Genomic DNA, 25,434 nt, shown 5'->3' on the forward strand with positions numbered 1-25,434 from the left:
TGCATCAATGCGTCGGTTTGGGCCGCTGCCTAATCGATCATCATGTGGAGTTATCACCCCGATCTGCTGGCGACGCCCGTGCCGCGTTACACCAGCTATCCGACCGCAGTCGAATTTTCCGACGATGTCGGCACCAGCGAATATGCGGCAGCGCTCGACCGGATTGAATCAGCGACCCCCGTCTCGCTTTATGTCCATATTCCATTCTGCGATCAGATTTGCTGGTATTGCGGATGCAACACCGGCGCGGCCAATCGCACCCAGCGTCTCACCGACTATTTGACGGCGCTGCGATCGGAAATAGCCATGGTTGCCAAACGGATCGGCGGTCGCGCGCGCGTTCAGCGCATCGCGTTCGGCGGCGGCAGCCCCAACGCCATCGCCCCGGTTGATTTCGTTCGCCTGCTTGACCGTATCCTAACGGTGTTCGACGTCAGCAACCCCGAAATTTCGATCGAGATCGATCCGCGCGGCTTTTCCGCTGACTGGGCGCGGGTGCTGGCGGCATCGTCGGTCAGGCGCGTCAGCTTGGGGGTGCAGACCTTTTCGCCGCAAATTCAGCAGGCAATCGGGCGACTACAGCCGCTCGCAGACATCGAGAATGCTGTTGCCAGCCTGCGCCTCCGCGACATCGACGCGATCAATTTCGACTTGATGTACGGACTGCCCGGGCAAAGACTCGCCGATCTCGATGCGACGCTCGACGAGACCATCCGCCTCGCGCCTAGCCGCGTGGCGCTGTTCGGCTATGCCCATCTGCCCGCGATGATTCCGCGTCAGCGCCGGATCGACGCCAGCAATTTGCCCGATCACAAACTCCGCTTCGAACAAGCTGAGCTGGGCTTCGATCGGCTGACCGAGGCCGGATATGTCCCCATCGGCTTCGATCATTTCGCACTGCCCGCTGATCCGCTGGCCGTCGCCGCCAAAGAAGGGCGGGTAAACCGGAATTTTCAGGGCTTTACCGACGATGATTCTGCGACACTGCTCGGCTTTGGCGCCAGCGCGATCAGCAAATTTCCCGACCTCATCGTCCAGAATGAAAAACGTGCGGGTCATTATCGCGATCTGATCGGAGAGGGGCGGCTGAGCGCGGCGCGCGGGGTGGTCATCGATGCCGACGAACGCGGACGCGGTGCGATCATTCGTGACTTGCTGTGCCGCGGGCGGGCGCGGATTGACATGTCGCTCAGCGAAGCGGCGCACGCCGCGTTGGCCGAGTTCGAAAGCCGCGACCTGATCGCTTGGGAGGGGGACGATCTGGTGATTCATGATTCGGGGCGACCCTACGCGCGCCATGTAGCGGCACAATTCGATCGGGTCCGGGGGAAACTCCAAGTATACGGATGATCCGGGGACAGGCACGACAAACGCAGCCGGTCTACTCCAGGCAGAGCGCGCTGCGACGGGGATAATATTTTCATGATGTCGGATCGACATCCTCATCGCCGCGAACTGTGCCGACCCGATCTTTTGGAAGGCTATGTCGGACGCATCCGATTGTCGAAGGTGCCATTATGAGCAGGGATATTGGTTGCGCCAAGGACGAGCAGATCGACGGCAAGCAACTTGATCGCCGGTGCCACGAGCGAAAAAGGCCAGGCAAAGCCTATCGCCATGCCGACCGTCAGCGTCATTACGCCTGAGAGAAAATACCATCTTCGGCCGCGCTGCTCGCTGCCCAACGCGAATGACAGACGCGCAAGACCTGCCAAGGCGAGTGCACTCGCAAGGGCAGCGACCATTCGGCCGTTTCCGAGGAGCGGATCGGCAATGAGAATAGCAGCGCCAACAACATAGGATGCGCCCGCGACGCGCCAGGCAATCCGTCCCAGGCGCCGCGACGGCACATGAGCCTGAAGCATCTGGATCAGCGCGGCCGCCCCCATCAGCGCGACGAGCCACAAGATCGCGGCTATCGTCGTGAGAAAGGGCCGCGGGGTGAACTGGAGAAACAGGAGTACTGCGCCAGCCCCGATAGCGAGAACCAGAGACCAGATCATATTGCCGGTAGAGCCGGGGTACTCCGGTTCTCCCATTCCATGGATGGTCATAGCGCTACCTCGCTTTCCCGCGGATGCCGCCGATCATAGCGCCGCGTTGACCGGCGCACCGTTGGGGAATCTACGGATGTCGGGGCCGCCTTTGAAAAATGCTAGTCAGAGCGGTCGCGACCCGCGGCCCAGTTCGGACTCCGACCTAGCGGCGGCACTGCTCTGAACGCCAATCCACCGATCCGCGTAGATACCCTATCTCGAGCACGGGGCTCATACCGGGCTCTTTCCGTCGGAGAGTACCGCAAGACATATCACGCAGCGCAAGGAGAGCAGGACGATGGCGCCTTCGTTGTCGTTCATGTTCATTGGAACCGACTACATTTCAGCGTTGCGACGCAGCTTTACCGTTGAATTTGAAATACGACGAACCGAGCCATTCTGCTCCATTTCTGCACAGGAATTTAAGGACTTGGTATCATTTTCCCGCCCAAATAGCGGTTATGGTTCAAAGAGGGGCAACTTCGGGAGCAATCCTATTGCGCCGCCTGGCGCTGGCATCGGTTTTTGTCGCCGGCGCATGCCTGGTGCATGTCGGGGCCGAAGATCTCACCACCTTTGCGCTGATCGCCATTGCGGTGGGGTGCGGCTGGGCCGGATCGGCCTGGCGGCATGACTGGAAGCTGTGGCGACTCTCGCAGCGCTTGGAAATGATATCCGGCGAGGGGCAGAAAATAGCGATCGCCGACCGGCTGGCTGAAAACGCCAAGGGTCTCGAGCAGGCGTTGGCAACGATCGAGCGCCGTTTGATCGAACGCCACGGTGTGAGCGGCTTGCCAACCCGCGAACCGTTGCTCGAACGGATGGAGCAGGACGGCTCGGGCGTCCTCGGGACGTTCGCGCTCGACGACTTTGAACGCCTGGCTGGATTTGATCCCGATCTTGCCGAGCGGGTGCTTCTGGAAATAGTCGGACGCATTGCTCGCATGATCCCGGCCGAACGCCTGATCGCCCATGTCGATCAAGCCCATTTCGCTATCTGGTACGGAACGGACGTCGATCCGTCGCATGCGCGATCAGAAATTGGGGCAATCGCCTATGCGCTCGGCGGCCGGGTCAAGATCGATCAACGTGAGATATTGCCGAGCATCACGACGCGCCGTGCCGCCTTGGTGGACGGCATCACGCCGCAGCTTTTGCTGACGCGAACGCTGGCATCTTTCGCGCTGGACGACATGCCTGAAACACATGAGCTAAGCGATCAGGCAATCGCACAAGTCCAGCAGCGCTACGCGATGGAGCAGGATTTGCGGGGCGCGATCGGGCGCAACGAATTTCAGTTGTTTTTCCAGCCGCTGATCGACGCGAGCTGGCAATGCGTGACGGGCGCCGAGGCGCTGATCCGCTGGCACCACTCCGAGCGCGGCACCGTGCCGCCATCGCTGTTCATCCCGATCGTCGAGGCGTCGGGGCTGGCGGAAGAGGTTGGGTTGTGGGTTCTCAACGCCGCCGCGCGCCAAGCGAGCGAGTGGGAAGGCGGTCCGTTCGGCCCATTGCGCATCGCCGTCAACATTTCGGCCAACCAGCTGCACAACGCCAATTTCGCCGAGTTTCTGAGCCGCACGCTGCACAATCACTCGCTCGATCCCGCATGCCTTGAGATCGAGCTAACGGAGGGTGTCGCAAGCACCGACGATGCCGGCCTCGTGCGCCTGTTCGCCGCGATCCGGGCGCTGGGTGTCAAGATCGCGATCGACGATTTTGGAACCGGATATTCGAGTTTCAGCACACTTCGCCAGCTTACGTTCGACAAGATCAAGATCGACCGCGAGTTCGTGACGGATGTGCATCTGCGACCGGAAAGTCAGGCGATATGCCAGAGTATCATCGCCTTGGGCCGCGGTCTCGACATTCGAGTACTCGCTGAAGGTGTTGAAACCGCCGAGGAATATCACTGGCTGTTCCAGCATGGCTGTCGCCATTTCCAAGGCTATTATTTTTCACGTCCGCTGGCGGCCGCAGATTTTCTGACCTTCATCAACGACCGGGCGGGCCTTGCCGCGCTGCTCCAGACCGCCATCCCCCTACCCCCGATTGAGAGAATGACATCATGACGATCGCCGCTCAAAACTGCATGCGCCGATACCTCCGACGCACCCTGTTTCTGGCCGCTGCGCTGGCTTTGACGGGCTGTGCGAGCGGACCGAAACCGGGCGCCGTGTCGGCGCCGGCCAGCAGCGCACAGAGCATCGAGACGATCGCCGAACATCTGAATCAGGGCGATGTGGCGGCGGCGCGCAAACTGATCAAGTCCGGACTGAAGTACGATCCGAACAATCCGTCGCTCGCTTTGTTGCGCGATTCTATCGCGCGTGATCCAGTCGAACTGCTCGGACCGCAATCCTTTGACTATGTCGTCCAGCCCGGCGACACGTTGGTTGGCATCGCGCAACGCTATCTCGGCAATCGGCTGCTGACCTACCAGCTGGCCCGGTACAACGGGATTGAAAAGCCAACGACGCTGACCGCGGGGCAGACGCTGCGCATTCCCGGCACCAAGTCGGCACCGGCGCGCCGCGCGGCGACACCTGCTCCGTCGGCACCGGCTACTCCGTCCGCGCCGCGCGCGCAGCCCCCTAAACAGGCCGTTGCGCCGCCTGCCGCGCGGACCGACCCCGCGGCCGCTCGCCAGCTGCGAACGCAGGGATTGGCTGCGCTCAACAAAGGGTCCGCGACGCGCGCGGTGCAGCTGTTGCGGCGCGCCTCGGCGCTCGATCCCGCCAATATGGTGATCAAGGCGGATCTGGCGCGCGCCGAGCGGATCGCGGCGACGGTCCGGTCGCGCCGCTAGCAATGTTTCAACTTTCGCCTGCTAAAATGATCGATGAAGAGAGTGCAAATCGATGAAATCGCTGGGACGCTATAGTATCGAGGGCCGCCTGGGCGAAGGCGCGATGGCCGACGTCTATCGCGCGATCGACCCGAGCATTGGCCGCAAGGTCGCCATCAAGGTGCTCAAGCCCGAATATGCGCGCAATCCCGGGCTTAACATCCGCTTCCTGCGCGAGGCGCGTGCAGCTGGGGCGCTGAGTCATCCCAATATCGCCACGATCTACGAGGTTGGCGAAGAGGAGGGCATCGCCTATATCGCGATGGAACTCATCGAGGGCCAGCCGCTCGACACGTTGCTGCTGGCCAATGGCCGGATGCCCTATGAGCGCGTGCTGGTGCTCGGCCAGCAGCTCGCCGGTGCGCTCGCCTATGCGCACCGGATGGGGGTGGTCCACCGTGACGTCAAACCGTCGAACATCTTGCTGTCGAACGACGGGCGTACCGCAAAACTCGTCGATTTCGGGGTTGCGCGTATCGATGATCTCGACCCGGACCAAAGCAACGATAATCTCGCGCAGACCCAGTTCGGGCAGATGATCGGGACGCCGCGCTACATGAGCCCCGAACAGGCGCTCAGCCTTCCCATCGATCATCGCTCGGACCTGTTTTCGCTCGGCATCGTGCTATACGAAATGGTGACTGGCAAGGCGGCGTTCCCTGGCATCGGCCTGGCGACCCTGGCCATCCAGATCGCGCAGGAAAGGGTTGAGCCGATCGAACGGTCGGCGAGCGATTGTCCGCCGGGACTGCGTTTCATCATCGACAAGCTGCTGTCGAAAAAGCCCGAACAACGCTTTGCCGACGGCGATGCGGTCCGCAAGGCGATCATGCGCGAAATGAGCGCGCGCGAAGAGAGCGCGGTGCCGCGCCGCGGCCTGTCGCTCCGGGTCAAATTGCCGCTGTTGCTGGCGACGGTCACTTTTGCGGTGCTCGCGATCTGCGGTGCTTTGATCAGCACGCGCGAAGAGCGGGCGTTCGAGGACATGGCGGCGACGTCGGGCCGAACGATCGCGGCTTTTGTCGCGAGCAACGCCGGGGTGGTCGCGGTGGACAATGCCGGGCTGCCAGCGGATCAGCAGGATTGGGGCGCACTGCAAGCCTTTGTCTCGAGCGCCAGCGACGATCGCGAAATTAGTGCCATGACCGTCGTCGACACAAACAATATTGTCCGCGCCGCGACCAACAGTCGCCGCATTGGCGCGCGATATGCGACGCGGCAAGGGGAGGCGCGAGTCGCTGGGGCCAATGGCGCGGTGGTCAGCTATGTCGGGGCAGACCAGGGTGCCGGAATGCGGATCGTGCAGCCGATACGCTATGCGGGAGCGAGCTATGGCACAGTCGATATCGTCGTTCGCACCGAAGCACTTGTGTCCGCCACCAACAACACACGTTGGCTGCTGGTCATGCTGTCGCTGGTCGTCATGGTGACGGTGATGATTGTCGGCTATCTCAGCGGAGCCGCGGTAACCCGGCCGCTCGGGCGGCTTCGCAAGGCGCTCGACGAGGCCGCGACATCGGGCTTTGCGCTGCGAATTTCCCATCGACGCGGCGATGAATTTGGCGCGGCGTTTGACGCGTTCAATCGCGCCGCCGGAGCAGCCGAAGAAAAATTCGCCGCGGGTACAACAGATGACGACGCGTCGATGCTCGCGACCCGTATTGCGGAACCGGCTGCCGACACCGCTCCCCGGCGCCAGGTGGCCTGAGGAAAGCGATCGCCATGTACATGTTACAACTCTTCGCGCGCAGTGACGAAATTCATCCCGTCGATGCCCGATTGTTGCGCGAAGGCGTGCTGCGGGTCGGCCGCGACAAAAGCGCCGACTGGTCGATCCCCGATCCCGATTGTGCCTTGTCGCGCACCCACTGCGAATTCGCTGTCGGTATCGACGGGCTGACCTTGCGCCCGCTTGGCGCAAACGGTGTATTCAATGCGGGGACTGGCGAACGCTTGGCCGACCAGACGGCGATCGTTGTCCCGCTGCCGTTCGCGATCCGCCTCGGTGACTTCCGCATTGTCCTGTCCGAAGCGCCGCATGGCGATATTGCGGGCCAGGAAACACGTACCATGGTGCTGACGCCGCCGCTCGGTGATTCGATCGAAGTCCCCAGCGACTGGACGGACACTGCGGTCGCCACGCGGCCGGCGGGCGTGGCGGCGATCACCACCGGATCGCTGCTCGACGCTTTTTGCGAGGGCGCCGGCCTCGATGCTTCACTGTTGGCGCGCGAGGATCCGGTCGAGATCATGCGCCGCGTCGGCGGGGTGTATCGCCAAATGGTGCTCGGCGTTGGCGACCTGATGAGCGAACGCGATCATGCGCGCTCGCATTATCAGATGACGCGAACGACGATCGGCAGCGCCGACAACAACCCATTCAAATGGGCGCCCACGCAGCGGCTGGCGATCGACCTGATCTTGGGCGGGTCGCACGGATTCCTTTCGGGTCCGGCGGCGCTGCAATCGTCGTTCCGCGACATCAAGCGGCATCTGGTGGCGACCTTTGCCGGACTGCGCGGAAGTCTGCAGCAAGCGATTGCATGCTTCGATCCCGATCGCCTCGACGGCGATACTCCCGGTCGATCGCTGTTCCAGAACCGGGCGGCAGTGCTGCTCAAAGAGCTGGAAAAGCGGCATACCGATCTGCTTGAGGAGATCGAAGGCAAAAAATCCGGGGTGCTCGATCGGGCTTTTGTGCAAGCCTACAGTATCGCCGACGCGGCGGCGACTGACGATCGCGAATGAATTTTTTCCGCATCTTTGGTCGGGGGCAGGGACCGATCGCCGAAGGCACCGCCGCCGCGATCGAATCGGTTTCGCTCACGCACGTCGGCCACGTTCGCGCCGTCAACGAGGATCGTGTGCTCAATTTGCCCGAGGCTAAACTGTGGGCGATTGCCGATGGGATGGGCGGTCATCAATCGGGTGATGTCGCCGCGCAGATCGCCATCGATGCGCTGGGGAATCTCGCGAGCAGCGAGCAAACTATGTGCGGTGATGATATTCTGGCGGCGCTTCAGTCCGCGAATACGCTGATCTATGCCCGCTATGCTGACGCTGAACGGCGGAGCGGTACGACCATTGTGGCGGCCTTGCTCATCAACGACAGGCTTGAGATATTCTGGGCGGGCGACAGTCGCGCCTACCGACTTCGCGCTGGCATGTGGCATCTGCTCACCCGTGACCATAGCGTCGTGCAGGAAATGGTCGATGCGGGCGCCCTGCCACCGTCCGCCGCGGCCAATCATCCGAAATCCAACGTGATAACACGCGCGCTGGGTGTGGATCGGGAGGTTGCAATCGAACGGCTGATGACCCCGCTCGTTGCGGGGGATATCATCATGCTTTGCTCCGACGGCGTGTCTCGCACCTTGGGCAAGGATACAATAGGCCTCCCATCGCTCGATCTACTCGCGCAATCGCTGCTCGATCAAGCGCTGGTGCGCGACGGTAGCGACAATGCCAGTCTGGTGCTGATCAAGGCTTGATTTGTCCTCTGTCGGCAATGGTCTGAGCGAGTTTTCCCCGATTTTTTAGGCCTTGATTTGCAAATGGCAGGGTCAGCCCGAACCCGCTATGCGGGCTGGGTCACGTGCGGGGAAAGATAATGAAAATTGACAAGGCCGACCAGGTGGAGATGCTGCTGGATACTCCGAATCTTGCGGATGCGTTGGAGAATGAGCGCTTCAAACAGTTTCTCGATCATGTGCCGGTAGCCGTCGCGGTCTCAGAACTTCATCCGTCGGAACTCATAACCTACGCAAACCGCGAGTTCGAGCGCCTGACCGGTCATCCGATTGCCGATATCGAAGGAAAAAGCTGGCGGGCGCTGTCCGGCGTGGCTGTCCCGGCCGACGACGACCGGCTCTTGCGCGATGCCGTCCAGGCCGATGTCGACTATATCGGCGAATTCAGGATCGAGCAGGAGGCGGGCGCAATCGTCGTAGATGCCTGGTCGAATACGATTGAAGGTGACGATGGCACGCCGCTTTATCGTCTCGTCGCTCTGGCGCCCACGGGAAACGAACGGGCAGCGGACGGTCAAACGACCGCGCTCGCGGAGAAAGACGCGCAGCTTCGCGAGCTTCAGCATCGCGTCAAAAACAATCTGCAGATGATCACGGCGCTGATCCGACTCGAAGCGCGCAATATCCCCGACGGCGATACGGGCGAGCGCTTCGATCGCCTTGCGGGCCGGATCGGAGCTTTGGCGGTGCTTTACGACACCCTGTCCCGCGAGAATGCTGACGACAGTATCGATCTGGGAATCTACTTGGGTCAGATCGCGACGTCGGTAATGGCGGCCCATGCGACCGACGGCGTCCGGCTCGACATGAAGCTCGATAGCTGGCCAGCTTCGGTCAATGTTGCGATGCCGGCAGGACTGGTGGTCAATGAACTGCTGACGAACGCGCTCAAACATGCGTTCACCGGCCGCGACAGCGGCACGATCACCCTCCACAGCCTCATCGATGATGTCGGCTGCCATATCACCATCGCTGACGATGGCGTCGGCCTGGCCGATGGTGTCGCATGGCCGAAGGCGGGGAAACTTGGCGCCATCATCGTCCAGTCATTGAAGCAGAATGCATCGGCGAAGGTTGCTGTCAGTTCGGAACCGGGCAACGGTGTGAAAGTTGTCATTTCTTTTTCAAAGGCGGATGCCGCTCCCTCTGCTTAGGGCGTATGGCTGCCGGCTTTCGCTACGCTAACGCGGAAAAAGCAGATTTGCCGGAATCGGCCAGTCGGACAATATCTGATACCCGAGCGTGGTCTTGTTGTCGGCTAACTACTTGCCATACTAATCGCGACGTGGTGCGGCGCCGGCAATTATCACCGAGAACGAGCCGATAAGCTCGCTCATCGGAGCGGCTTTACTGGCACTCGAAAAAAAGTTGATCTATCGCCGGACGGTGTTCCGCTTTTGACGATTTGCGCCCGCAGGCCGACAGAACGCAACCGGTCAAATTGAGCCTGCAATGCGCAGCCCGATCACGAAAATCACTGAAAATATCGACCTTGCAGGAACCTGAATCAGGTTTGCTGCGTATTCCCGCCAAGCTTCACAAGACTGACGATGAAACGCTTCCACCGGTTCGCTATCCGGCGCGGTCCGACAGTCCACACGACGCCTGAACCCGCCCGTGCACTGCATCAACTGGCGTAGGGCATTCTCGTCGGCCGGGTTGGCGGATTTAACAACAAATGATAAGCGGGTAAGGCTGGTTAATGCGCCAATCCTCATCATCACTTTTTGCAATATGGATGAGCTTGGTATGAAGTCGATCGAATTGACGGCTTCGACTGGCGGTGACGCCGCCCCCTACGCGACGGCGAGCAGAAGTTCGGTTATTGCGCGATGTCGCATTACTATCAGCTACACGTGGCGGCATCGGCGGCTACCCAATCTCGATGCCCCAACGCGTTTTACCGAGCTTGTCCAACTTCGCAAATTGCATGATCGGACGGCCGTGCAGACCGTGCTCATGGATAAAATAGCCGCGAAGCAGCTGGTCAAGGGCAGGCTCGGCGACGACTGGATCATACCGACATTATGGCACGGATCCGAGCTCCCTGCGCAAATTCCATTCGCGGTGCCTGCGATCGTCAAAGCGCGCCACGGCTGCAACCAATACGCAGTGCTTTGTAACGACCCCGGCGCCAGGGACTGGCATCGGTTGCGGCGACTTTCCCAGCGATGGCAGCGGGCGCCTTACGGGATATGGCTTGATGAATGGGCGTATCGTGATGTTCCGCGCGGTCTTGTCGTCGAGCCCTTGCTCGGGGGAAGCCTGCCGCTTCCGATCGACTATAAGATCTACGTGTTCGGGGGAAAGGCGACACATGTGCAGGTTCATCTCGATCGCGGCGGACGACATCGGTGGATATTGCACGATCGCAATTGGAATCCTCTGGTCGATTGCGATGACCGGCCTGCAGCGCCGGTCTCATTGGCCGCTATGCTCGAAGCGGCGGAGGTGCTGGCACGCGGTATGACCTTCTTGCGCATTGATTTTTACGAGGTCGGGGGACGACCATATTTTGGCGAGTTTTGCCTCTACCCCGGATCTGGATTTGATCCGTTTGCCGCGGACTGGATCGACGAGAGTCTCGGCGCGCTGTGGCTGTCCGAGATGAAATGAACGCGTCGGGGATAATGAGGTCGGTCGTCCGCAGCGAAAATGGTGCCGCCGGGAGGGATGTCCGCTGAGATCGAGACGATGGCTGCCCAACGTGATGGATGATCGCCTTTGTTGTCCAGGACCATCCGTGCCGCATGAGTGCGAACCTCAGGTGCGAATTTGTGCGTCGCCGCATTCTTGACAGACCCTTCTTCCCCGGAGTTACGGCCTCCGGCAATCCCGAAGAGTTTCATCCCGGCATCAATGGCAACCCCCTTCGCGTTGCTTATGAACGCCTGTTGCCGGTCAGGGTCCGTCATTGCCCAGCCGCCTGCGATGGCGCCGATCGGTCCGGCGGTAGTGAGATAGGTAACGGCATACGAGGATCGCCGGCGCGGGCATCGCGGCGCCGGAGCGTAGCGTCTTGGTTCGCGGTAGCGTCTGCGCCCTCTCATGGCGTCGCTATACCGACGACAGGTAAACGACGGGTGAGGCCGAAACTAGCGCGGCTGATTACGTGGCGATTACGTGAGGCCGAAAGAGGCTCCCGAAGGGTGGGGCTTGATCGGTCAAAACTGGCGGAAAATATGGTGGACGCACTAGGGCTCGAACCTAGGACCCGCTGATTAAGAGCCAAGATCAGAGGGTCCTAGCACGTCCGCATGTGTCCAAAAATGGCGGAAATCTGCGATTCAGAGTCCGCATTGTTCTTGAAATGTTCGCCAGTATCCACTACAAAAAGCTACCTAAGGTAGCAGGTGCATATGGCGAACAAAGTAGGATTGACGGACGCTAAGATCGCAGGACTGAAGGCGCCGACTGCGGGTCAAATTGAGCTCGCCGATGGTATCGTCCCCGGCCTTAGGCTCCGCATGGGTGCCAGTGGTATCAAGACGTACATTCTGCGCAAGCGGGTTCAGGGCAAATGGTTGAATGTGACCATCGGACGCCATGGTCCGAGTTTTACATTGGCCCATGCCCGCAAGAAGGCGCGCGATCTGCTTGTCGATGTCGAGCAGGGCAAGAGCATCGCCAGAAAAGCGGGCGCAAAAAGGAAGGGATCAAAAGGCGTCGGGACAGTCGCGGAGCTCTACGAGACGTACCTTGCTCAGCAGATCGAGGGCAAAAAACGGAGCGCGAGGGAGTTCGATCGGGTCTTCCGAAAGTATATTGAGCCCGAGATTGGAGACCGGCTCGCGGACTCCATTACCCGAAGTGACGTGAGCCGCTTCGTGGAGAAGATTGCGTTCGAGCGGGGCAAGGAAACCCTGACGATGGCGCGCATCGTGTATCGCCATCTTTCGACCTTCTACACGTGGGCGCTCACCAGACTTGAGCACATGCCAGCCAACCCCTGCCGGGATGCGTGGCGCCCGAAGCGGAATGAACCTCGAGATCGTGTACTGAGCGACCGCGAGCTAGCGGCACTATGGCAGTCTGCCGTCGAGGATGGCTATCCATTCGGTCATCTTGTGCAGATGCTTGTCCTTACGGCTCAGCGCCGGGGCGAGGTGCTCGATGCAGCGTGCGACGAGTTCGATTTCAAGGCGAAAGTCTGGACAGTTCCGGGCGACCGAGCGAAAAACGGCAAGGCGAATGTGGTGCCGCTATCCGCGCAGGCCCTGGCAGTCATCACCGAGATATTCATGGCGGCTGGCATCGACCCCGACGAGGCCCACAAGCAATCCCAGATCCTGTTGGCATCGAAGGTCACCAATACGAACAGCGTCAGCGGACTATCGAAGGCGTGGAAGCGGATCAGAGCAAGCGTGGACGAGAAGCTCGGTTATGAGGCCGGTCACTTCACAATGCATGATATTCGACGGACGGTGGCAACTGGTCTCCAGCGTCTTGGCATACCCTTGGTGGTTTCTGAGGCGGTCCTCAATCACCAGTCAGGATCAGCTATGGCTGGCGTCGCTGGGGTCTATCACCGTCACCAGTATACCAACGAGAAACGCGAGGCGTTGGCGTTGTGGGGTAAGGAGGTAATGCAGATCGCAGCCAAGTACCCAGCCGAGGCCAAAGACGGCTAATCTCAAAGGGGATCTCACCCGCTACAAAACCAGCCCGCCCGAAACCGCAGGACGATGGACCCTGCTCCGGCCATTTCGGGCCGATCTCTAGAAGCGCCAATGGCGAAGGACGTCGCGGACATATCCGGGCGTCTCGCCATTGCGGGGAATGCCGCCTGCGCGTTCTACCGCCCCTGGACCGGCATTGTAGGCAGCCACCGCGAGGTGAACCACGCCGAACTTGTCGAGCATCTGCCGCAGATACCGCGCAGCGCCGAAGATGTTAGCCATAGGATCGAAGCGATTGAAGACCCCGAGTTCTTTTGCCGTTGCGGGCATCAGCTGCCCAAGCCCCGCAGCGCCCGCCGGACTGACGGCCAAAGGGTTGTAGCGTGATTCCGTCCAAACGAGTGCATCGAGCAGGCCGGCAGGCAGTGAATACTTAGCTTCCGCCGCATAGATGTGGGGCAGGTAGCTTGCTCGCCTGAAGCCGGATGGGCCAGGTTGGGCCTTCCGCTCGTATCTGTAGGGCAGGTTGACCCGACCAGTTCGCGGCACAGTCACAACAGGTGCCGGGCCGTCTTGGGCGGATCGCCAGAGTCCATGCTCGACCAGTTGGAAGCCGTTCGATGTTTCAGCGATCCGAAACCCTTCGGAACGGCTGTCGGGCGCTTCGATTGTGGCTGGCGCGGGCAAATCCTGGGCTCTGGCGGGGGTAGCAGAGGTGATCGCGATGCCTGCGACCAAGATAGCTTTCATTGTCATTTCTCGATCCTCGTATAGCCGAATCGAGGGAGAACATATAAAGAACATATGAAGTAGGAAAATGGTTTGGCGCTGGTGCAGAGCGGAGGCTGCACGGGGCGGGCACCTCAATCGGAGTAGGACGATGCCCCCGTTAGACAATGCACATCAACTCGAACGCCGCGCCCGCACCATCGTCGAAAGCCTTCAGGGTACATGGCGTAGGGGCAAAGGCATGTGCTGCTGCCCCGCGCACGACGATCGAACTCCGTCGCTGAGTGTGACCCTGGGGCGCAAAGCCATCCTGTTTCATTGCTTTGCGGGATGTCCGAATGAGGACGTCATTGCGGCACTGGATCGCCAGGGCGTTCGCAGCCGCGACCTTTTCAACGGTTCAAGTGCTGGGACCATCGAACGGCAAAGTCATGGCGACTTCAGTCCCAATGCACGGCGCTTGTGGCAATCGGCCACGGCGATCTCCGACAGCCCTGCCGCACGATACCTTGCGCAGCGCGGTCTTCTGCCCGCATCCGATCAACTCCGTTACCTGGCGCGCACGCCGCTCGGGCCGCGCGGCGCTGTCCAATTTCTCCCCGCGATGCTGGCCGCAGTAACAACCGACATTGGCATAATCGCGGTACACCGAACGTTTCTCGACTTGGCGAGCGGCAAGCTTGCCGCTTTCGAGCGGCCCAAGCGTGCGCTTGGCACCCTTGGTTGTGGCGCCGTCAGACTGGCGCCGCCGGTGCAAGGGCGTCTTGGACTTGCCGAAGGTATCGAGAGCGCCCTGTCAGCAATGCAGCTCTTCGGGGTCCCATGCTGGGCAACACTCGGGAACGAGCGCTTCGGCCTTGTTGCGATCCCGGAAAGCGTGCGTGAGCTCTATCTGTTCATCGACAATGACGCCGGGGGCGCTCTCGCAGAGGAGCGAGCGCTGAGGGCATATGCTGCGCCAAATCGTGTCATCCACTCACGAGCACCAGCCTCGCCCGGTTTTGACTGGAACGATGAGTTGAAGTCCCGGCTTGCCCGTTAATCTGATCCGTTGGGCAGAGGGGAGGGGGCCTTTGGCTGATTGAGGCCTGCCAGCCGCAGGACCTCGTCAGGAGGTTCCCATGTCCAATTCGTCTCTTGCCTTTGCCTTCGATGAATCATCACCGCCCGTTGTTGCGATGGCGGCCCAGACCATGGCTTCGGAGTTGGCGGCAGGCCGCACGCTCTCACGCAGCGACATCAGTCGCATCATGACTGCGCACTTTGGAGGGAGCGATGCTCTCGGGCGATGGTCAGTTCGCGATGCTCACGCCGCGATCGAACTTGCGCAAGTTCAATACCTGCAAGCATCGGATCCGATCCGACTCTCGGCCCGGATCGAGGAAGCAGACCGGTTCTTCTGTTCCCTCGAGGCCCGAATTTCGACCCAGACCAATCGCAGTGAAGAGCAGATCGAATGGCAGCAGTTTGCAACGCCACCCCGCCTTGCCTGGCTTGCTGCCCGGGCTTGCGCGCTCGTCGCAGACGAGCTCGTGCTAGAACCGTCGGCCGGAACAGGGATGCTCGCGGTCTGGGCATCCAAGGCCGGCACACGCCTTGCCTTGAACGAAATCTCGCCGCTGCGCCGCGACTGCCTGAGCGCTCTGTTTCCGGCTGCCCGCGTGACCGGGCATGATGCCGAGCTCATCGACGAATTGCTCGATCCGGCCATCGCACCGAGCGTCGTGCTGATGAACCCGCCATATTCTCATGGGATCGAGCGGGGCCACGATGGTCGCACCGGGGGGAGGCATCTGCGCTCGGCCTGGAACAGGCTTGCCCCGGGCGGGCGGCTGGTTGCGATCATGCCTGAATGGTTCGATTGCACCAGGTTTCTGGTGGGGCTGAAGGGGCCAGTGGCTCTGCGGCTCAATGCCGCGGTCGAACGCGCTTTCATCAAGAGCGGCACCGGGATCACCACGCGGCTGCTGGTTCTCGATAAGGTGGAAGGCGCCAATGAGCTTGTCGCTATTCGCACGAACGACTTCCCCCAGCTGGTCGATCTAATCAATGCCTTGCCTGCTCTCGACAGCAGACAGGTAGCCTCTGAACAATCAATCCTCCCGGCTCGTGCGCCGTTCCGTTTGGTAGCCGGCCCGCGCAGACTGCTTCCGGCCCCGGCGAGGATCACGCCTGCAGCGTCGATGGCCATCGGCGCGCTGACCTACGAGGCGCTTGAAATCCCTGCGCCGCTTGGGATCCAAGTCGGCCACTATCTGCCCTATCGACCGAGCAGGATCGTGATCCATGGCGCGGCCGAGCATCCGACGGCGCTGGTTGAGTCCGTTGCCATGGGTTCGATCTCGGCACCCAAGCCAGAGGCGGTGCCGCAGCTTCCGGATGGACTGGTTCCCAAGGGGCTTCTGTCTGCTGCCCAAGCGGAGACCCTGATCTATGCCGCGAGTGCGCATGCGCGCGACCTTCCCGGCCGATTCGAACCGGAGGACAAGGGCTGTTCGCTCAAGGCGTCGGCGGAAGGTCACGTCTACCGGCAAGGCTATTTCCTCGGGGATGGCACCGGCGCGGGTAAGGGCCGCCAGGTCGCGAGCGTCATTCTCGATCGCTGGGTGCGCGGCGAACGCCGCCATATCTGGATTTCGAAGAACGAGGCGCTGCTCGAAGACGCGCGCCGCGACTGGGCCGCCCTTGGCGGTCTCCCGATCGACATCCAGCCGCTGTCGTCCTGGAAACTGGGCACGCCCATCGCCATGCGCGACGGGATCCTCTTCGTGACCTATCCGACGCTCCGCTCGGGCCGCAACGACGCAACGCGGCTTGATCAGATCCTCGCCTGGGCAGGTGAAGATTTCGACGGCGTGATCGTGTTCGACGAAGCGCACGCCATGGCCAACGCCGCCGGCGGGGAAGGATCGCGGGGCAAGGTCAAAGGATCGGAGCAAGGCATTGCCGGGGTGCGTCTGCAGAATCTCCTGCCCCGGGCAAGGGTGCTCTACGCCTCGGCCACCGGAGCGTCCGACGTGAACAACCTCGCCTATGCGACGCGCCTCGGGCTCTGGGGTCCGGAGACCGCGTTTGCGAATCGCGAGGCGTTCGTTGCCGATATTCGCGATGGCGGCATCGCCGCGATGGAACTGGTCGCGCGGGATCTCAAATCACTCGGCCTCTACACGGCCCGGGCCCTTTCATTCGCCGGTGTCGAATATGAAATCCTCGAGCATTGCCTGACCGAGGATCAGATCGCGGTCTACGATGCCTATGCTGAGGCCTGGGCGATCATTCACGCCAACCTGCGCGAAGCACTGGAAGCCACGCGGATCGTCGACAGCGAGACCGGGGGGACGCTCAACTCCGGTGCCAAGTCCGCAGCGCTGTCGATCTTCGAGGGAACCAAGCAACGCTTCTTCGCGCAGCTGCTTCTGTCGATGAAGCTCCCAAGCCTGCTGCCCGCGATCCATGCGGCGATTGCCGATGGGCAGGCTGTTGTCGTCCAGCTGGTCTCGACGGCAGAAGCCATGCTCGACCGCCGGCTTGCCGACCTGTCGGACGAGGCACGCGAAGCTCTTGAGATCGACCTGTCCCCGCGGCCCCCCCCCCCCCCCCCCTCCGCCCCCCCCCCCCCCCACAGCCCCCCCCCCCCCCCCCCCCCCCCCCCCCCCCCCCCCCCCCCCCCCCCCCCCCCCCCCCCCCCCCTCCCCCCCATGAATATGTAATCGACTATCTCGCCAAGAGCTTTCCCGTTCGCCTGATGGCGGTGTTTACCGACGAAAACGGCAATCCTCGCTCCGAGCCCATGACTGACGAGCAAGGCGCACCGGTGCTCTGCCGCTCCGCGCTTGCCGCGCGTGACCGGATGATCGAGGCGCTTTGCGCCCTGCCGCCGATCGCGACCGCACTCGATGCCATCATCGAACGCTTCGGGGTCGACCAGGTGGCGGAAGTCACCGGCCGGTCGCGCCGGCTTATCATCGGCCGCGATGGTCGTCAGAAGCTGCAATCCCGGTCGCCGCGCGCCAACGTCGCTGAAACGCAGGCATTCATGGACGGCGCCAAGCGGATCCTGGTGTTTTCCGACGCCGGGGGAACGGGGCGCAGCTACCATGCCGATCTGGCGGCGAAGAACCAGGCCCGCCGCGTCCACTTTCTGCTCGAACCGGGCTGGCGGGCTGACGCTGCGATCCAGGGCCTTGGCCGGACCAATCGCACCAACCAGGCATCAGCCCCGCTGTTCAGGCCGGTGACCACCGACGTGCGCGGCGAGCGCCGGTTCATCTCGACTATCGCGCGGCGACTGGACAGTCTTGGCGCTCTGACGCGCGGGCAGCGCCAGACCGGCGGACAGAACCTGTTTGATCCTGCCGACAATCTAGAAAGCATCTACGCCAAGGAAGCGCTCCATCGCTGGTTCGGGCTGTTGTTCACCGGCAAGCTTGAAGCGGTCAGCCTTGGACGATTTCAGGAGCTGACAGGCCTGCGGATTGAAGCGCCTGACGGGTCGATGGTCGATGACCTACCGTCGATCCAGCGGTGGCTCAATCGTATCCTCGCGCTGCCTATCGCCCTGCAGAATGCGATCTTCGATGAGTTCATGGGATTGGTCGAGGCGCGCATCGATGCCGCCCGGCAGGCCGGCACACTCGATCTCGGCCTTGAGACCATCGCGGTCGAGGACTTCACGGTCCTGTCCGACACGCTGCTGCGCACCGATCCGGCATCAGGTGCGACGACCCATCTGCTGGAACTGGAAATTGCCAGAGCCCTGAAGCCGCTCACGCTCAAGCGGCTCGAGGAGCTCCACGGCATCGCTGGGCAGCGGCAGCGGCTTGTTCGAAACGCCCGCTCAGAACGGGTCGCATTGCTGGTGCCCGCTCGCAGCATTCTTGCCGATGACGGCACGCGCGTGGCCCGCTTCGAATTGCTGCGCCCGCTCAAGCGCAGTCACATCACCGAGGATCAATTGGCTGAGAGCAGCTGGGAGGACATCTCCATAGATGCCTTCCGCGATGCCTGGTCAACCGAGGTCGAGGAAGCGCAGACCAGCCACAGGCGCGAGCACCTCTATCTTGCGACGGGCCTCCTGTTGCCGGTCTGGGACAAGCTTCCTTCGGATTTCGTGAGGGTGAGCCGCATCTCGGCGGCGGATGGTCGTTCGCTGCTAGGCCGTGAAGTTCCCGTCCATTGCGTTCCGGAACTGTGCCGGGCGCTGGGTCTCGAGCGCGAACAGACGCTTTCCGCAGATGACATTGTCCAGACCGTCCTGGCGACGGGCCGGGCCATGGAATTGGCCGGCCGCGAAATGCTCATGGTCAAACGCAGCCTGGTCAATGGCTCACAGCGACTTGAACTCACCGGATGGAGTGTTGCTCGGCTCGACTGGTACAAGGCGCAAGGCTGCTTTACCGAGATCATCCGCTATCAGACCCGGCTCTTCGTGCCGATCGAAGGCGCAGCGAGCGTGATTGCCAGACTGGCATCATCGGCGTAGCCCTTGCCAAATGGCATTATTTAGAATATATGATGCCATATGGAGAAATGCCATGCTGGCTCTGCAACCCGTTGATACTGCCGTTACCGCCTTCCGGCCCGATCCGATTACCCAGGACGAGGCAGCTGCCATGTTCCGGGCAGTCCTCAATCTGTTCGGCAAATGGGAGCTGACCGATGAGCAGGCTGCCACTCTGCTCGACATGCCGGTGCGTTCCTATCGGCGTTGGAAGGCGGAAGGTCCCGGGCGCGTTTCGCGTGATGGGCGTGCGCGTCTGTCCAACCTCATGGGCATCCACAAGGCGCTTCGGATCATCTTCTCGGAAGCGGCCCGTGGTTATGCCTGGATCAGGGCGGCTAACGATGCGTTCGGCGGGCCAGCGCGCTCGACGTGATGCTCGGAGGCGAACTCACCGACATCATGCGGGTGCGTCGCTACCTCGACGCCGAACGTGGTGGCTGGTGAGCGGAGCGGCAGATATCCCCGTTTCTCGAGTTGAGTGGAAGGGCGCTGTCAGGATCATCCGCAGTGCCTTTCCACCGATCGACCTGTTCGAGGACATCGCTGATCCAGCCGACTGGCCGCTGCTGATCTCGGCAGAGCAGAAGACCAATCCCCGCATCATGGCGACAATTGGCAATCTCGACCTCGTTCCGGTTGACCGCCGCGTCGGCGGCAACGGGGCCTCTTACCTCATGGCGCCATTCACCCACATCAGCACGGACCGGCCGAGCCGCTTTACCGATGGCAGCTACGGCGTGCTCTACGTGGGCGACCGGTTCGAGACCGCGCTGTTCGAGACGATCCACCACCACGCCCGCTTCATGGCACGGACAAAGGAAGCGCCTGGCTGGACCTCGCAATTCCGGGAGATCGTCATGTCGGTCGATGCAGACCTGCATGATCTTCGTCCTCTGGCAGGCGAGCCGGTTCAGGCGCTCGATTCCGACGCCTATGCCGCATCTCAAGCGGTCGCGCGGCACCTCAGGGGCGCGGGATCGGACGGTATTGCCTACCCGAGCATCCGGCATCCCGGTGGGGAATGCGTCGCGCTCTTCTACCCGGACTGCGCGTCAATCCCCCTTCAGGGACGGCACCTCGACTATCATTGGGATGGCGCGCGCGTTGACCTCGTCCGTGATGCCGGATCGGGCGCTGTCTTCCGGATTGTCGATCTGCCGTCCGATCCCGTCTGACGGCATGAGTTGGGCTTCCGGCCGAGTGCTGTAGGATCTCCGAGCACAGTTTCCGGCCAGCAGTCTCAAATCTGCGAACCAGCCTTCACGAGTTCGTCGATGGCCTTGTCCGGCGAAACCGGCCCCTTGTATAGCGGGCTACAAGGTGTCTCCGCTAGCTTGGCGGAAATCGCCAGAAGGTCGTCATCATCACCCTTTTCATAGGCATAGGCGGCCAGCCAGAACTCGGCTTGTCGAACGAACTCATTGAGGATGCCCACGACGCTCCGGTTCGCAGTTTTCGAGTACTGGACCTTGTCCATCCGCCAGACTTCCTGGGCGATGAATTCAGATGAGATGCCGTGCTCCTTCAGAACCAGCGCCAATTGTGCGGGGAATCTTCGAGCAAGCGAAGCCGCTGGGGCCAGCGGCATAAGCACGGGAAGCAGTGTGCGCTCAGAAACCAGAGCGCGGTGTCGCTTTGCCCAGCCGCAACGATTTCCGGTTTGATCCGATCAAGCAGCTTCTTGGTGCAATGGAGGTGGAACATGGCGGCTTAGGATAGTGTTCGGCGTCCAGCGCGTCCACCGAAGCTGCCGGCCTCGCCGCTAAAATGGCAAGGACCGACCAACTTAAGCCATTCCCCGCCCAGCGGTGAATGACCGCTCCTGCCGAAACCTTCCATTCCCGTTCCATTGAGCAGTCCGGCAGCATGGCGCGAGCTTTTTTGCGGTGTGGAAGGAGAGGGCGAACTTCCCAGCGGCAGACGACTCCGAGGTTCTCTGATGTCGGATGGACGGCAAAATCGCGCGTGTCGACAAACCCTAAAACTTGCATTGTTGTACATCGCAGCAAAGCGACAGGGTTTGTCGCATGGCTCTCCGAGCCGACAGATGTGATATGGCAAGGCAATCGGCATAGCCGCGAGAAACATGTGTTTGCCGTCATAGCTAAGCAGTGGGGGCGCTCCTTTTCGATCAAGCTAGATCGCATAGGCACGGAGAAACGCATCTACTGCAAAGGCAACCGATTGCTCGGTGTCGAACCATGGCTCCGCTCCGTACAACGGCGGTTCGATGATCCCCGCTTCGAGCAAACCCTTGAGGTGAGCTGCCACGAACCGATTATCAGCACCACGGATTGCCCCGCTTGTCTGCAACTGAGTGAGATAGGTCTTCACTTCAGCCCATGTGCCTCCGCAACCCGCGTCGTAGAGGCTCTTTCTCAGCTTCGAGTTTGCGCCCTCGGCAATCGCCGTCCTCATGATCGCTACCGCATCAGCAGATGTCAGCAAGGCCAGATAAGCCATCCCGAACCGGCGCAGGACGAGGGCGATATCGGGTTCAGATGCATCAAGGGAGGCGCACCGCGTCTGCCGCCTGCCCCCTCCATAACCTCCATCATCGCCGCGCCGAACAACTCCTCCTTGGATTTGAAATATCCATATAGCGTGCCCTTCGATCCACCGAGCCGCGCCGAGATCATCGCCATGCTTGCGCGCGCGTAACCAACCTCGCGGAATATGTCCGTCGCCGCTGCCAAAATCGCGTTACGCCGTGCGTCAGTTTTCACTGCATTCGCATCACTCCTTTCTTGAACCACCATGTACGGTTTTAGATTGACAGGCACAAGGGGCCTGCTCATAATGACCGGAACTGTATGGTTTGGAGTTCGGTATGGAGTCGCCAGAAAAAGCGCGGGAATGGCGGTACTCACCGCCGCGCTCCTGCTGGGCGGTTGCGCAACCCTGCCACAGAAAAGCGCATTGCCCGCGCGAGCAGCCGTTGAGAGCATAGCTAGCGTGAACAGCTTTGCCGCGCCGGACTGCCTGGCCGTCAGATCACTGGTGGGAGTGATTTTGGCGACGCTCAGCTTTCCGGGGCTGATTGCGGAAGGACTGGTGGGCGCCACCGATTTGCGCGTCGCCGAGGCCCGGTTCGCCCGCGCCCAGGCGCTGGTCGGGAGACCCGCAGCCGCCTGCTGCCCTCGCTCAATGCGAATGCTGAAGCCGGTGCGACCAAGCAGAGCTACAACTATCTCTTCCCGCGCGAATTCGCGCCCAGGCTGGCCCGACTATGGTGTTGCAACACTCCGGCTAGATTGGGAGCTGGATTTCTGGGGCAAGAACCGGGCAGCACTAGGCGCGGCGCGGTCAATGCGGCGGCTGCCGGAGCGGAGGCGGCTGCAGCGCGACTGGCCGTGTCTGCCGGAATCGCCGCCGCTTATGCCGGACCTGGGATCTCTCCATGCCGAGCGCGATGCCGCTGCGCGCGCTGTCGAGGTGCGTGGGCGTACGCTCGAACTGATGGAAGGCCGCAAGGCGGAAGGGCTCGAAAACGCGGGCGCTGTCGAACGCGCCCGGTCAGCATTGGCGACTCGCAGGGGCGAATTGGCCGCGCTCGACGAAGCGCTTGTTCTGGCGCGCAATCGCATCGCAGTGCTGCTCGGCGCTGGGCCGGATCGCGGCCTTACCATCACGCGGCCTGCTCCAATCGCCCGCGAGGACTTCGGCCTGCCCGCCAATCTGCCCGCCGAACTGATCGGCCGTCGTCCTGACATCATCGCCGCACGGTTGCGCAGCGAAGCGGCCGCGAGCCGGATCAAGGAGCGTGCAGCCTTCTACCCCAATATCAATCTAGCCGGACTGATCGGATTGCAGGCGCTGGGCCTGGACAATGTGTTCAAGTCCGGCTCCGAGTTCGGAACAGTCGGCCCTGCGATAAGCCTGCCGATCTTTGACGGCGGAAGCCTGCGCGGCCGCTACCGAGCCTCGAAGCCGACTATCGCGAGGCCGTCGCACAATATGACGGTGCGCTTGACAGGCGCTGCGCGAAATCGCCGATGCCGCCGCCAGCGAACGCGCGCTTGGCCAGCGGCTCGACCGAGCCCGCGATGCCGAGCGCGCTGCAAGTGCGGCCTGGGCGGTCGCCAACAACCGCTATCGCGGCGGTCTTGCCACTTCGCTGGACGTACTCGTGGCGGAAGACGCGCTCATTTCCACCCGCCGCACCGTCGCAACGCTGCAGGCCCGCGCTTTCGCCCTCGATGTCGCGCTGCGCGCGCGCTGGGCGGCGGTTTTCGATCCTGAAGAGGAACCCTTTCGATGAACGAACTCACCTACACCGAGGAACCGCCCGCCGGTCCGCAGAACGCGAAGCGCAAGAAGCTGTTTATCGGCCTTGGAGCGACAGTCGCCATTCTTGGAGGTGGCTATCTTGCTTATGACGTCTTGATTGCTTCACGCCATGTCGAAACCGACAATGCCTGTGTCGGCGCCAATGTGGCGCAGGTCACGCCGCTGATCAGCGGACCCGTCCATGATGTGCTCGTGGACGATGCGCTGCCGGTCAAGCGCGGCGATATATTGGTCAGGCTCGACGACACCGATGCCAGACTGACGCTGGCGCGCGCAGAGGCGGAGTTGGCGACCACCGAGCGGCGGATACGCGGTCTTGTCGCGACCGACAGCGGTCTCGGTGCCAGGTCGCGGCGCGCGCCGCAGACGGACACGGGCAGACGCCCAGCTTGCTGTCGCCAGGGGCGATCTGTCGCGAGCAAGGATCGATCTTGATCGTCGGGAAGCGCTTGCTGCTTCCGGCTCGGTCTCCGGCGATGAATTGACGAGCGCTCGCAATGCTTACAGCACGGCGCTCGCGCGGCTCAGGATGCTGACGCCGGGCGCGCTCAGGCGACCGCGAACCGCACCGCCGCGATCGGCAGCCGTGACGCCAATCGCGCGCTGATCGACCGGGCAGCGCCGGAGGATAATCCGGAGGTCCTTGCCGCACGCGCCGCACGCGACCAGGCGCGCGTCGATCTCGATCGTACCGTCATCCGCGCCCCGGTCGATGGTGTGGTGTCCCGCCGCCAGGTCCAGGTCGGCCAACGCGTGCAGGCCGGAGCGAGCCTGATGGTCGTGGTCCCTGTGAACGCGGTCTATGTGGATGCCAATTTCAGGAAGGGCAGCTCAGGAAGGTGAAGCGCGGTCAGCCCGTGACGCTCACCTCCGATCTCTACGGCAGCGATGTCGAATATCGTGGCACGGTCGTGGGCTTTTCCGGCGGAACGGGATCGGCCTTCGCGGTCGTGCCTGCCCAAAACGCCACCGGCAACTGGATCAGGTGGTCCAGCGCCTCCCGGTCAGGATCAGGCTCGATCCCCGGCAGCTCACCGAACATCCGTTGCGGGTCGGGCTGTCGATGACAGCCGACATCGACGTCTCCAATTGATCGTGGACTGAGCCATGGCCGACGCTGCTGCAGATCTGGAGTCACCGCAGTTCAACCTTGACGGGTGGCAAGCTTATCCTTGCCGCGATTTTGATCGGCATGGGCAACTTCCCGGTCGTGCTGGATACGACCATTGCCAATGTCTCGATCCCGCATATTGCGGGCTCGCTCGGCGTATCCGTGTCGGAGGCGACCTGGGTGATCACCTCCCTACGCGGTTGCGGGAAGCGATAACCGTACCGCTCACCGGATGGCTTTCGCGTCGCTTTGGCGGGCAGCGGTCTTCATAACCTCCTATCTCCTGTTCGGAATTCTCTCGCTTCTATGCGGCCTGTCCAGCACGCTTGGCATGCTGATCGGGGCGCGCGTGCTGTAAGGGTTGGCCGGCGGCACGGATCATACCGCTTTCGATGACGCTGCTGCTGCGCATCTTTCCGCCCGAGAAGGCGTCGGTGGCGATGATCATCTGGGCGACGACCACAGTTGCCCCGATCGCGGGGCCTATTCTGGGCGGCACCATCTCCGACAATGTCGGGTGGAGTGGATATTCTTCATCAATGTGCCGGTCGCCATGGCCGGGGAATAGGGTTGCTCTATCTGTTCCGGGGCCAGATCGAGGAAATCGTCAAGGCAACGGATCGATGTGATCGGCCTCATCCCGATGATCATCTGGGTCGGAGCGCCGCAAATCATGCCGATTTAGCCACGCAACCATGACTGGCTTGCCGCCAATGAGATTCGCGTTGGCGATCATCGCCGCGATCGGGTTCGTCGCTTTCCTGATCT

General features: G+C 61.9%; 26 protein-coding genes, 1 tRNA gene and 1 pseudogene. 18 read left to right on the forward strand and 10 right to left on the reverse strand.

Annotated elements, in window-relative coordinates:
* Window positions 1-42 precede the first annotated feature (42 nt).
* Entirely contained in the window at window positions 43-1,350 is a 1,308-nt protein-coding gene (gene hemN / locus IPF76_RS12800) for an oxygen-independent coproporphyrinogen III oxidase (RefSeq protein WP_293844554.1), read from the forward strand.
* A 131-nt stretch (window positions 1,351-1,481) separates the two neighbouring features.
* On the opposite strand, the gene IPF76_RS12805 is transcribed toward hemN, so the two are convergent.
* The gene (locus IPF76_RS12805; protein WP_293844557.1) at window positions 1,482-2,003 is read right to left on the reverse strand and encodes a hypothetical protein; all 522 of its coding nucleotides are present in this window, start codon (window positions 2,001-2,003) and stop codon (window positions 1,482-1,484) included.
* Window positions 2,004-2,410: 407 nt separating this feature from the next.
* Here IPF76_RS12805 and IPF76_RS12810 point away from each other — a divergent pair, with 407 nt between their 5' ends.
* The 6 genes from IPF76_RS12810 (at window position 2,411) to IPF76_RS12835 (ending at window position 9,568) form a co-directional block, all read left to right on the forward strand.
* On the forward strand, window positions 2,411-4,108 hold the full coding sequence (locus IPF76_RS12810) for an EAL domain-containing protein (RefSeq protein ID WP_293844560.1): 1,698 nt from the start codon (window positions 2,411-2,413) through the stop codon (window positions 4,106-4,108).
* Window positions 4,105-4,845, forward strand: a complete 741-nt coding sequence (locus tag IPF76_RS12815; protein ID WP_293844564.1) for a LysM domain-containing protein — start codon at window positions 4,105-4,107, stop codon at window positions 4,843-4,845. Before IPF76_RS12810 ends, IPF76_RS12815 begins: the two co-directional genes overlap by 4 nt.
* A gap of 52 nt (window positions 4,846-4,897) precedes the next feature.
* Complete coding sequence (locus IPF76_RS12820) at window positions 4,898-6,592, forward strand: serine/threonine-protein kinase (protein ID WP_293844567.1); 1,695 nt, start codon at window positions 4,898-4,900, stop codon at window positions 6,590-6,592.
* Window positions 6,593-6,606: 14 nt separating this feature from the next.
* Window positions 6,607-7,632 (forward strand): type VI secretion system-associated FHA domain protein, encoded by a 1,026-nt coding sequence (locus IPF76_RS12825; RefSeq protein ID WP_293844570.1) that lies wholly within the window; start codon window positions 6,607-6,609, stop codon window positions 7,630-7,632.
* Window positions 7,629-8,375, forward strand: a complete 747-nt coding sequence (locus IPF76_RS12830; protein ID WP_293844573.1) for a protein phosphatase 2C domain-containing protein — start codon at window positions 7,629-7,631, stop codon at window positions 8,373-8,375. Before IPF76_RS12825 ends, IPF76_RS12830 begins: the two co-directional genes overlap by 4 nt.
* A gap of 119 nt (window positions 8,376-8,494) precedes the next feature.
* Window positions 8,495-9,568 (forward strand): histidine kinase dimerization/phosphoacceptor domain -containing protein, encoded by a 1,074-nt coding sequence (locus IPF76_RS12835; RefSeq protein WP_293844576.1) that lies wholly within the window; start codon window positions 8,495-8,497, stop codon window positions 9,566-9,568.
* A gap of 282 nt (window positions 9,569-9,850) precedes the next feature.
* Here the strand turns inward: IPF76_RS12835 and IPF76_RS12840 are convergent, their stop codons facing one another.
* Window positions 9,851-10,147 (reverse strand): hypothetical protein, encoded by a 297-nt coding sequence (locus tag IPF76_RS12840; protein ID WP_293844579.1) that lies wholly within the window; start codon window positions 10,145-10,147, stop codon window positions 9,851-9,853.
* A 16-nt stretch (window positions 10,148-10,163) separates the two neighbouring features.
* Between IPF76_RS12840 and IPF76_RS12845 the strand changes: the two genes are divergently transcribed.
* A complete protein-coding gene (locus tag IPF76_RS12845) occupies window positions 10,164-11,030 on the forward strand; it encodes an ATP-grasp fold amidoligase family protein (RefSeq protein WP_293844582.1) in 867 nt (288 codons plus the stop codon).
* 567 nt (window positions 11,031-11,597) lie between these two features.
* Here IPF76_RS12845 and IPF76_RS12850 read toward each other — a convergent pair.
* Window positions 11,598-11,679, reverse strand: a tRNA-Lys gene (locus IPF76_RS12850).
* Window positions 11,680-11,773: 94 nt separating this feature from the next.
* On the opposite strand from IPF76_RS12850, the gene IPF76_RS12855 reads away from it, so the two are divergent.
* Window positions 11,774-13,045 carry a site-specific integrase gene (locus tag IPF76_RS12855; RefSeq protein ID WP_062765210.1) on the forward strand — a complete coding sequence of 424 codons (1,272 nt, stop codon included), beginning with the start codon at window positions 11,774-11,776 and terminating at the stop codon, window positions 13,043-13,045.
* Window positions 13,046-13,132: 87 nt separating this feature from the next.
* Here the strand turns inward: IPF76_RS12855 and IPF76_RS12860 are convergent, their stop codons facing one another.
* Entirely contained in the window at window positions 13,133-13,789 is a 657-nt protein-coding gene (locus IPF76_RS12860) for a lytic transglycosylase domain-containing protein (protein ID WP_293844586.1), read from the reverse strand.
* A 124-nt stretch (window positions 13,790-13,913) separates the two neighbouring features.
* Here IPF76_RS12860 and IPF76_RS12865 point away from each other — a divergent pair, with 124 nt between their 5' ends.
* The 5 genes and pseudogenes from IPF76_RS12865 (at window position 13,914) to IPF76_RS12885 (ending at window position 20,440) form a co-directional block, all read left to right on the forward strand.
* Window positions 13,914-14,804, forward strand: a complete 891-nt coding sequence (locus IPF76_RS12865; RefSeq protein ID WP_293844589.1) for a toprim domain-containing protein — start codon at window positions 13,914-13,916, stop codon at window positions 14,802-14,804.
* 79 nt (window positions 14,805-14,883) lie between these two features.
* Window positions 14,884-17,472 (forward strand): strawberry notch-like NTP hydrolase domain-containing protein, encoded by a 2,589-nt coding sequence (locus IPF76_RS12870; protein WP_366499640.1) that lies wholly within the window; start codon window positions 14,884-14,886, stop codon window positions 17,470-17,472.
* A 41-nt stretch (window positions 17,473-17,513) separates the two neighbouring features.
* Window positions 17,514-19,244, forward strand: coding sequence for a strawberry notch C-terminal domain-containing protein (locus IPF76_RS12875; RefSeq protein WP_293844659.1), 1,731 nt, complete (start codon window positions 17,514-17,516; stop codon window positions 19,242-19,244).
* Window positions 19,245-19,296: 52 nt separating this feature from the next.
* Window positions 19,297-19,709: pseudogene (locus tag IPF76_RS12880) on the forward strand (MbcA/ParS/Xre antitoxin family protein).
* On the forward strand, window positions 19,706-20,440 hold the full coding sequence (locus IPF76_RS12885) for an RES family NAD+ phosphorylase (RefSeq protein ID WP_293844662.1): 735 nt from the start codon (window positions 19,706-19,708) through the stop codon (window positions 20,438-20,440). The pseudogene IPF76_RS12880 and the gene IPF76_RS12885 overlap by 4 nt, the downstream one beginning before the upstream one ends.
* Before the next feature lie 65 nt (window positions 20,441-20,505).
* Here the strand turns inward: IPF76_RS12885 and IPF76_RS12890 are convergent, their stop codons facing one another.
* From IPF76_RS12890 to IPF76_RS12900, 3 genes are all read right to left on the reverse strand, one after another.
* Entirely contained in the window at window positions 20,506-20,805 is a 300-nt protein-coding gene (locus tag IPF76_RS12890; protein WP_293844598.1) for a hypothetical protein, read from the reverse strand.
* A gap of 596 nt (window positions 20,806-21,401) precedes the next feature.
* Entirely contained in the window at window positions 21,402-21,728 is a 327-nt protein-coding gene (locus tag IPF76_RS12895) for a TetR/AcrR family transcriptional regulator C-terminal domain-containing protein (RefSeq protein WP_293844601.1), read from the reverse strand.
* Window positions 21,707-22,135 carry a TetR/AcrR family transcriptional regulator gene (locus IPF76_RS12900; RefSeq protein WP_293844603.1) on the reverse strand — a complete coding sequence of 143 codons (429 nt, stop codon included), beginning with the start codon at window positions 22,133-22,135 and terminating at the stop codon, window positions 21,707-21,709. Before IPF76_RS12900 ends, IPF76_RS12895 begins: the two co-directional genes overlap by 22 nt.
* On the opposite strand from IPF76_RS12900, the gene IPF76_RS12905 reads away from it, so the two are divergent.
* Window positions 22,122-23,507, forward strand: coding sequence for a TolC family protein (locus IPF76_RS12905; protein WP_293844606.1), 1,386 nt, complete (start codon window positions 22,122-22,124; stop codon window positions 23,505-23,507). The genes IPF76_RS12900 and IPF76_RS12905 overlap by 14 nt on opposite strands.
* 15 nt (window positions 23,508-23,522) lie before the next feature.
* On the forward strand, window positions 23,523-23,990 hold the full coding sequence (locus tag IPF76_RS12910; protein ID WP_293844609.1) for a biotin/lipoyl-binding protein: 468 nt from the start codon (window positions 23,523-23,525) through the stop codon (window positions 23,988-23,990).
* Between the two features lie 66 nt (window positions 23,991-24,056).
* On the opposite strand, the gene IPF76_RS12915 is transcribed toward IPF76_RS12910, so the two are convergent.
* Window positions 24,057-24,305, reverse strand: a complete 249-nt coding sequence (locus IPF76_RS12915) for a hypothetical protein (protein WP_293844612.1) — start codon at window positions 24,303-24,305, stop codon at window positions 24,057-24,059.
* Between the two features lie 3 nt (window positions 24,306-24,308).
* Between IPF76_RS12915 and IPF76_RS12920 the strand changes: the two genes are divergently transcribed.
* Window positions 24,309-24,398: a hypothetical protein gene (locus tag IPF76_RS12920; RefSeq protein WP_293844615.1), complete on the forward strand. Its 90-nt coding sequence runs from the start codon at window positions 24,309-24,311 to the stop codon at window positions 24,396-24,398.
* A gap of 34 nt (window positions 24,399-24,432) precedes the next feature.
* Here the strand turns inward: IPF76_RS12920 and IPF76_RS12925 are convergent, their stop codons facing one another.
* Window positions 24,433-24,597: a hypothetical protein gene (locus IPF76_RS12925; protein ID WP_293844618.1), complete on the reverse strand. Its 165-nt coding sequence runs from the start codon at window positions 24,595-24,597 to the stop codon at window positions 24,433-24,435.
* 108 nt (window positions 24,598-24,705) lie between these two features.
* Here IPF76_RS12925 and IPF76_RS12930 point away from each other — a divergent pair, with 108 nt between their 5' ends.
* Entirely contained in the window at window positions 24,706-24,882 is a 177-nt protein-coding gene (locus tag IPF76_RS12930; protein ID WP_293844621.1) for a hypothetical protein, read from the forward strand.
* Window positions 24,883-24,970: 88 nt separating this feature from the next.
* Here IPF76_RS12930 and IPF76_RS12935 read toward each other — a convergent pair whose 3' ends face one another.
* On the reverse strand, window positions 24,971-25,114 hold the full coding sequence (locus IPF76_RS12935; RefSeq protein ID WP_293844624.1) for a hypothetical protein: 144 nt from the start codon (window positions 25,112-25,114) through the stop codon (window positions 24,971-24,973).
* Between the last annotated feature and the right edge of the window lie 320 nt (window positions 25,115-25,434).

Source organism: Sphingopyxis sp. (assembly GCF_016704835.1).
Classification (GTDB): Bacteria; Pseudomonadota; Alphaproteobacteria; order Sphingomonadales; family Sphingomonadaceae; genus Sphingopyxis.

What these genes read in the sequence shown, in the direction of transcription:
- hemN (WP_293844554.1), top strand. Translation starts at nt 43, where the DNA reads ATGTGGAGTTATCACCCCGATCTGCTGGCGACGCCCGTGCCGCGTTAC.
- IPF76_RS12805 (WP_293844557.1), bottom strand. Translation starts at nt 2,003, where the DNA reads ATGATCTGGTCTCTGGTTCTCGCTATCGGGGCTGGCGCAGTACTCCTG.
- IPF76_RS12815 (WP_293844564.1), top strand. Translation starts at nt 4,105, where the DNA reads ATGACGATCGCCGCTCAAAACTGCATGCGCCGATACCTCCGACGCACC.
- IPF76_RS12820 (WP_293844567.1), top strand. Translation starts at nt 4,898, where the DNA reads ATGAAATCGCTGGGACGCTATAGTATCGAGGGCCGCCTGGGCGAAGGC.
- IPF76_RS12825 (WP_293844570.1), top strand. Translation starts at nt 6,607, where the DNA reads ATGTACATGTTACAACTCTTCGCGCGCAGTGACGAAATTCATCCCGTC.
- IPF76_RS12830 (WP_293844573.1), top strand. Translation starts at nt 7,629, where the DNA reads ATGAATTTTTTCCGCATCTTTGGTCGGGGGCAGGGACCGATCGCCGAA.
- IPF76_RS12835 (WP_293844576.1), top strand. Translation starts at nt 8,495, where the DNA reads ATGAAAATTGACAAGGCCGACCAGGTGGAGATGCTGCTGGATACTCCG.
- IPF76_RS12845 (WP_293844582.1), top strand. Translation starts at nt 10,164, where the DNA reads ATGAAGTCGATCGAATTGACGGCTTCGACTGGCGGTGACGCCGCCCCC.
- IPF76_RS12855 (WP_062765210.1), top strand. Translation starts at nt 11,774, where the DNA reads ATGGCGAACAAAGTAGGATTGACGGACGCTAAGATCGCAGGACTGAAG.
- IPF76_RS12860 (WP_293844586.1), bottom strand. Translation starts at nt 13,789, where the DNA reads ATGACAATGAAAGCTATCTTGGTCGCAGGCATCGCGATCACCTCTGCT.
- IPF76_RS12865 (WP_293844589.1), top strand. Translation starts at nt 13,914, where the DNA reads ATGCCCCCGTTAGACAATGCACATCAACTCGAACGCCGCGCCCGCACC.
- IPF76_RS12870 (WP_366499640.1), top strand. Translation starts at nt 14,884, where the DNA reads ATGTCCAATTCGTCTCTTGCCTTTGCCTTCGATGAATCATCACCGCCC.
- IPF76_RS12895 (WP_293844601.1), bottom strand. Translation starts at nt 21,728, where the DNA reads ATGGCTTATCTGGCCTTGCTGACATCTGCTGATGCGGTAGCGATCATG.
- IPF76_RS12905 (WP_293844606.1), top strand. Translation starts at nt 22,122, where the DNA reads ATGGCGGTACTCACCGCCGCGCTCCTGCTGGGCGGTTGCGCAACCCTG.
- IPF76_RS12910 (WP_293844609.1), top strand. Translation starts at nt 23,523, where the DNA reads ATGAACGAACTCACCTACACCGAGGAACCGCCCGCCGGTCCGCAGAAC.
- IPF76_RS12925 (WP_293844618.1), bottom strand. Translation starts at nt 24,597, where the DNA reads ATGTTCGGTGAGCTGCCGGGGATCGAGCCTGATCCTGACCGGGAGGCG.
- IPF76_RS12935 (WP_293844624.1), bottom strand. Translation starts at nt 25,114, where the DNA reads ATGATCATCGCCACCGACGCCTTCTCGGGCGGAAAGATGCGCAGCAGC.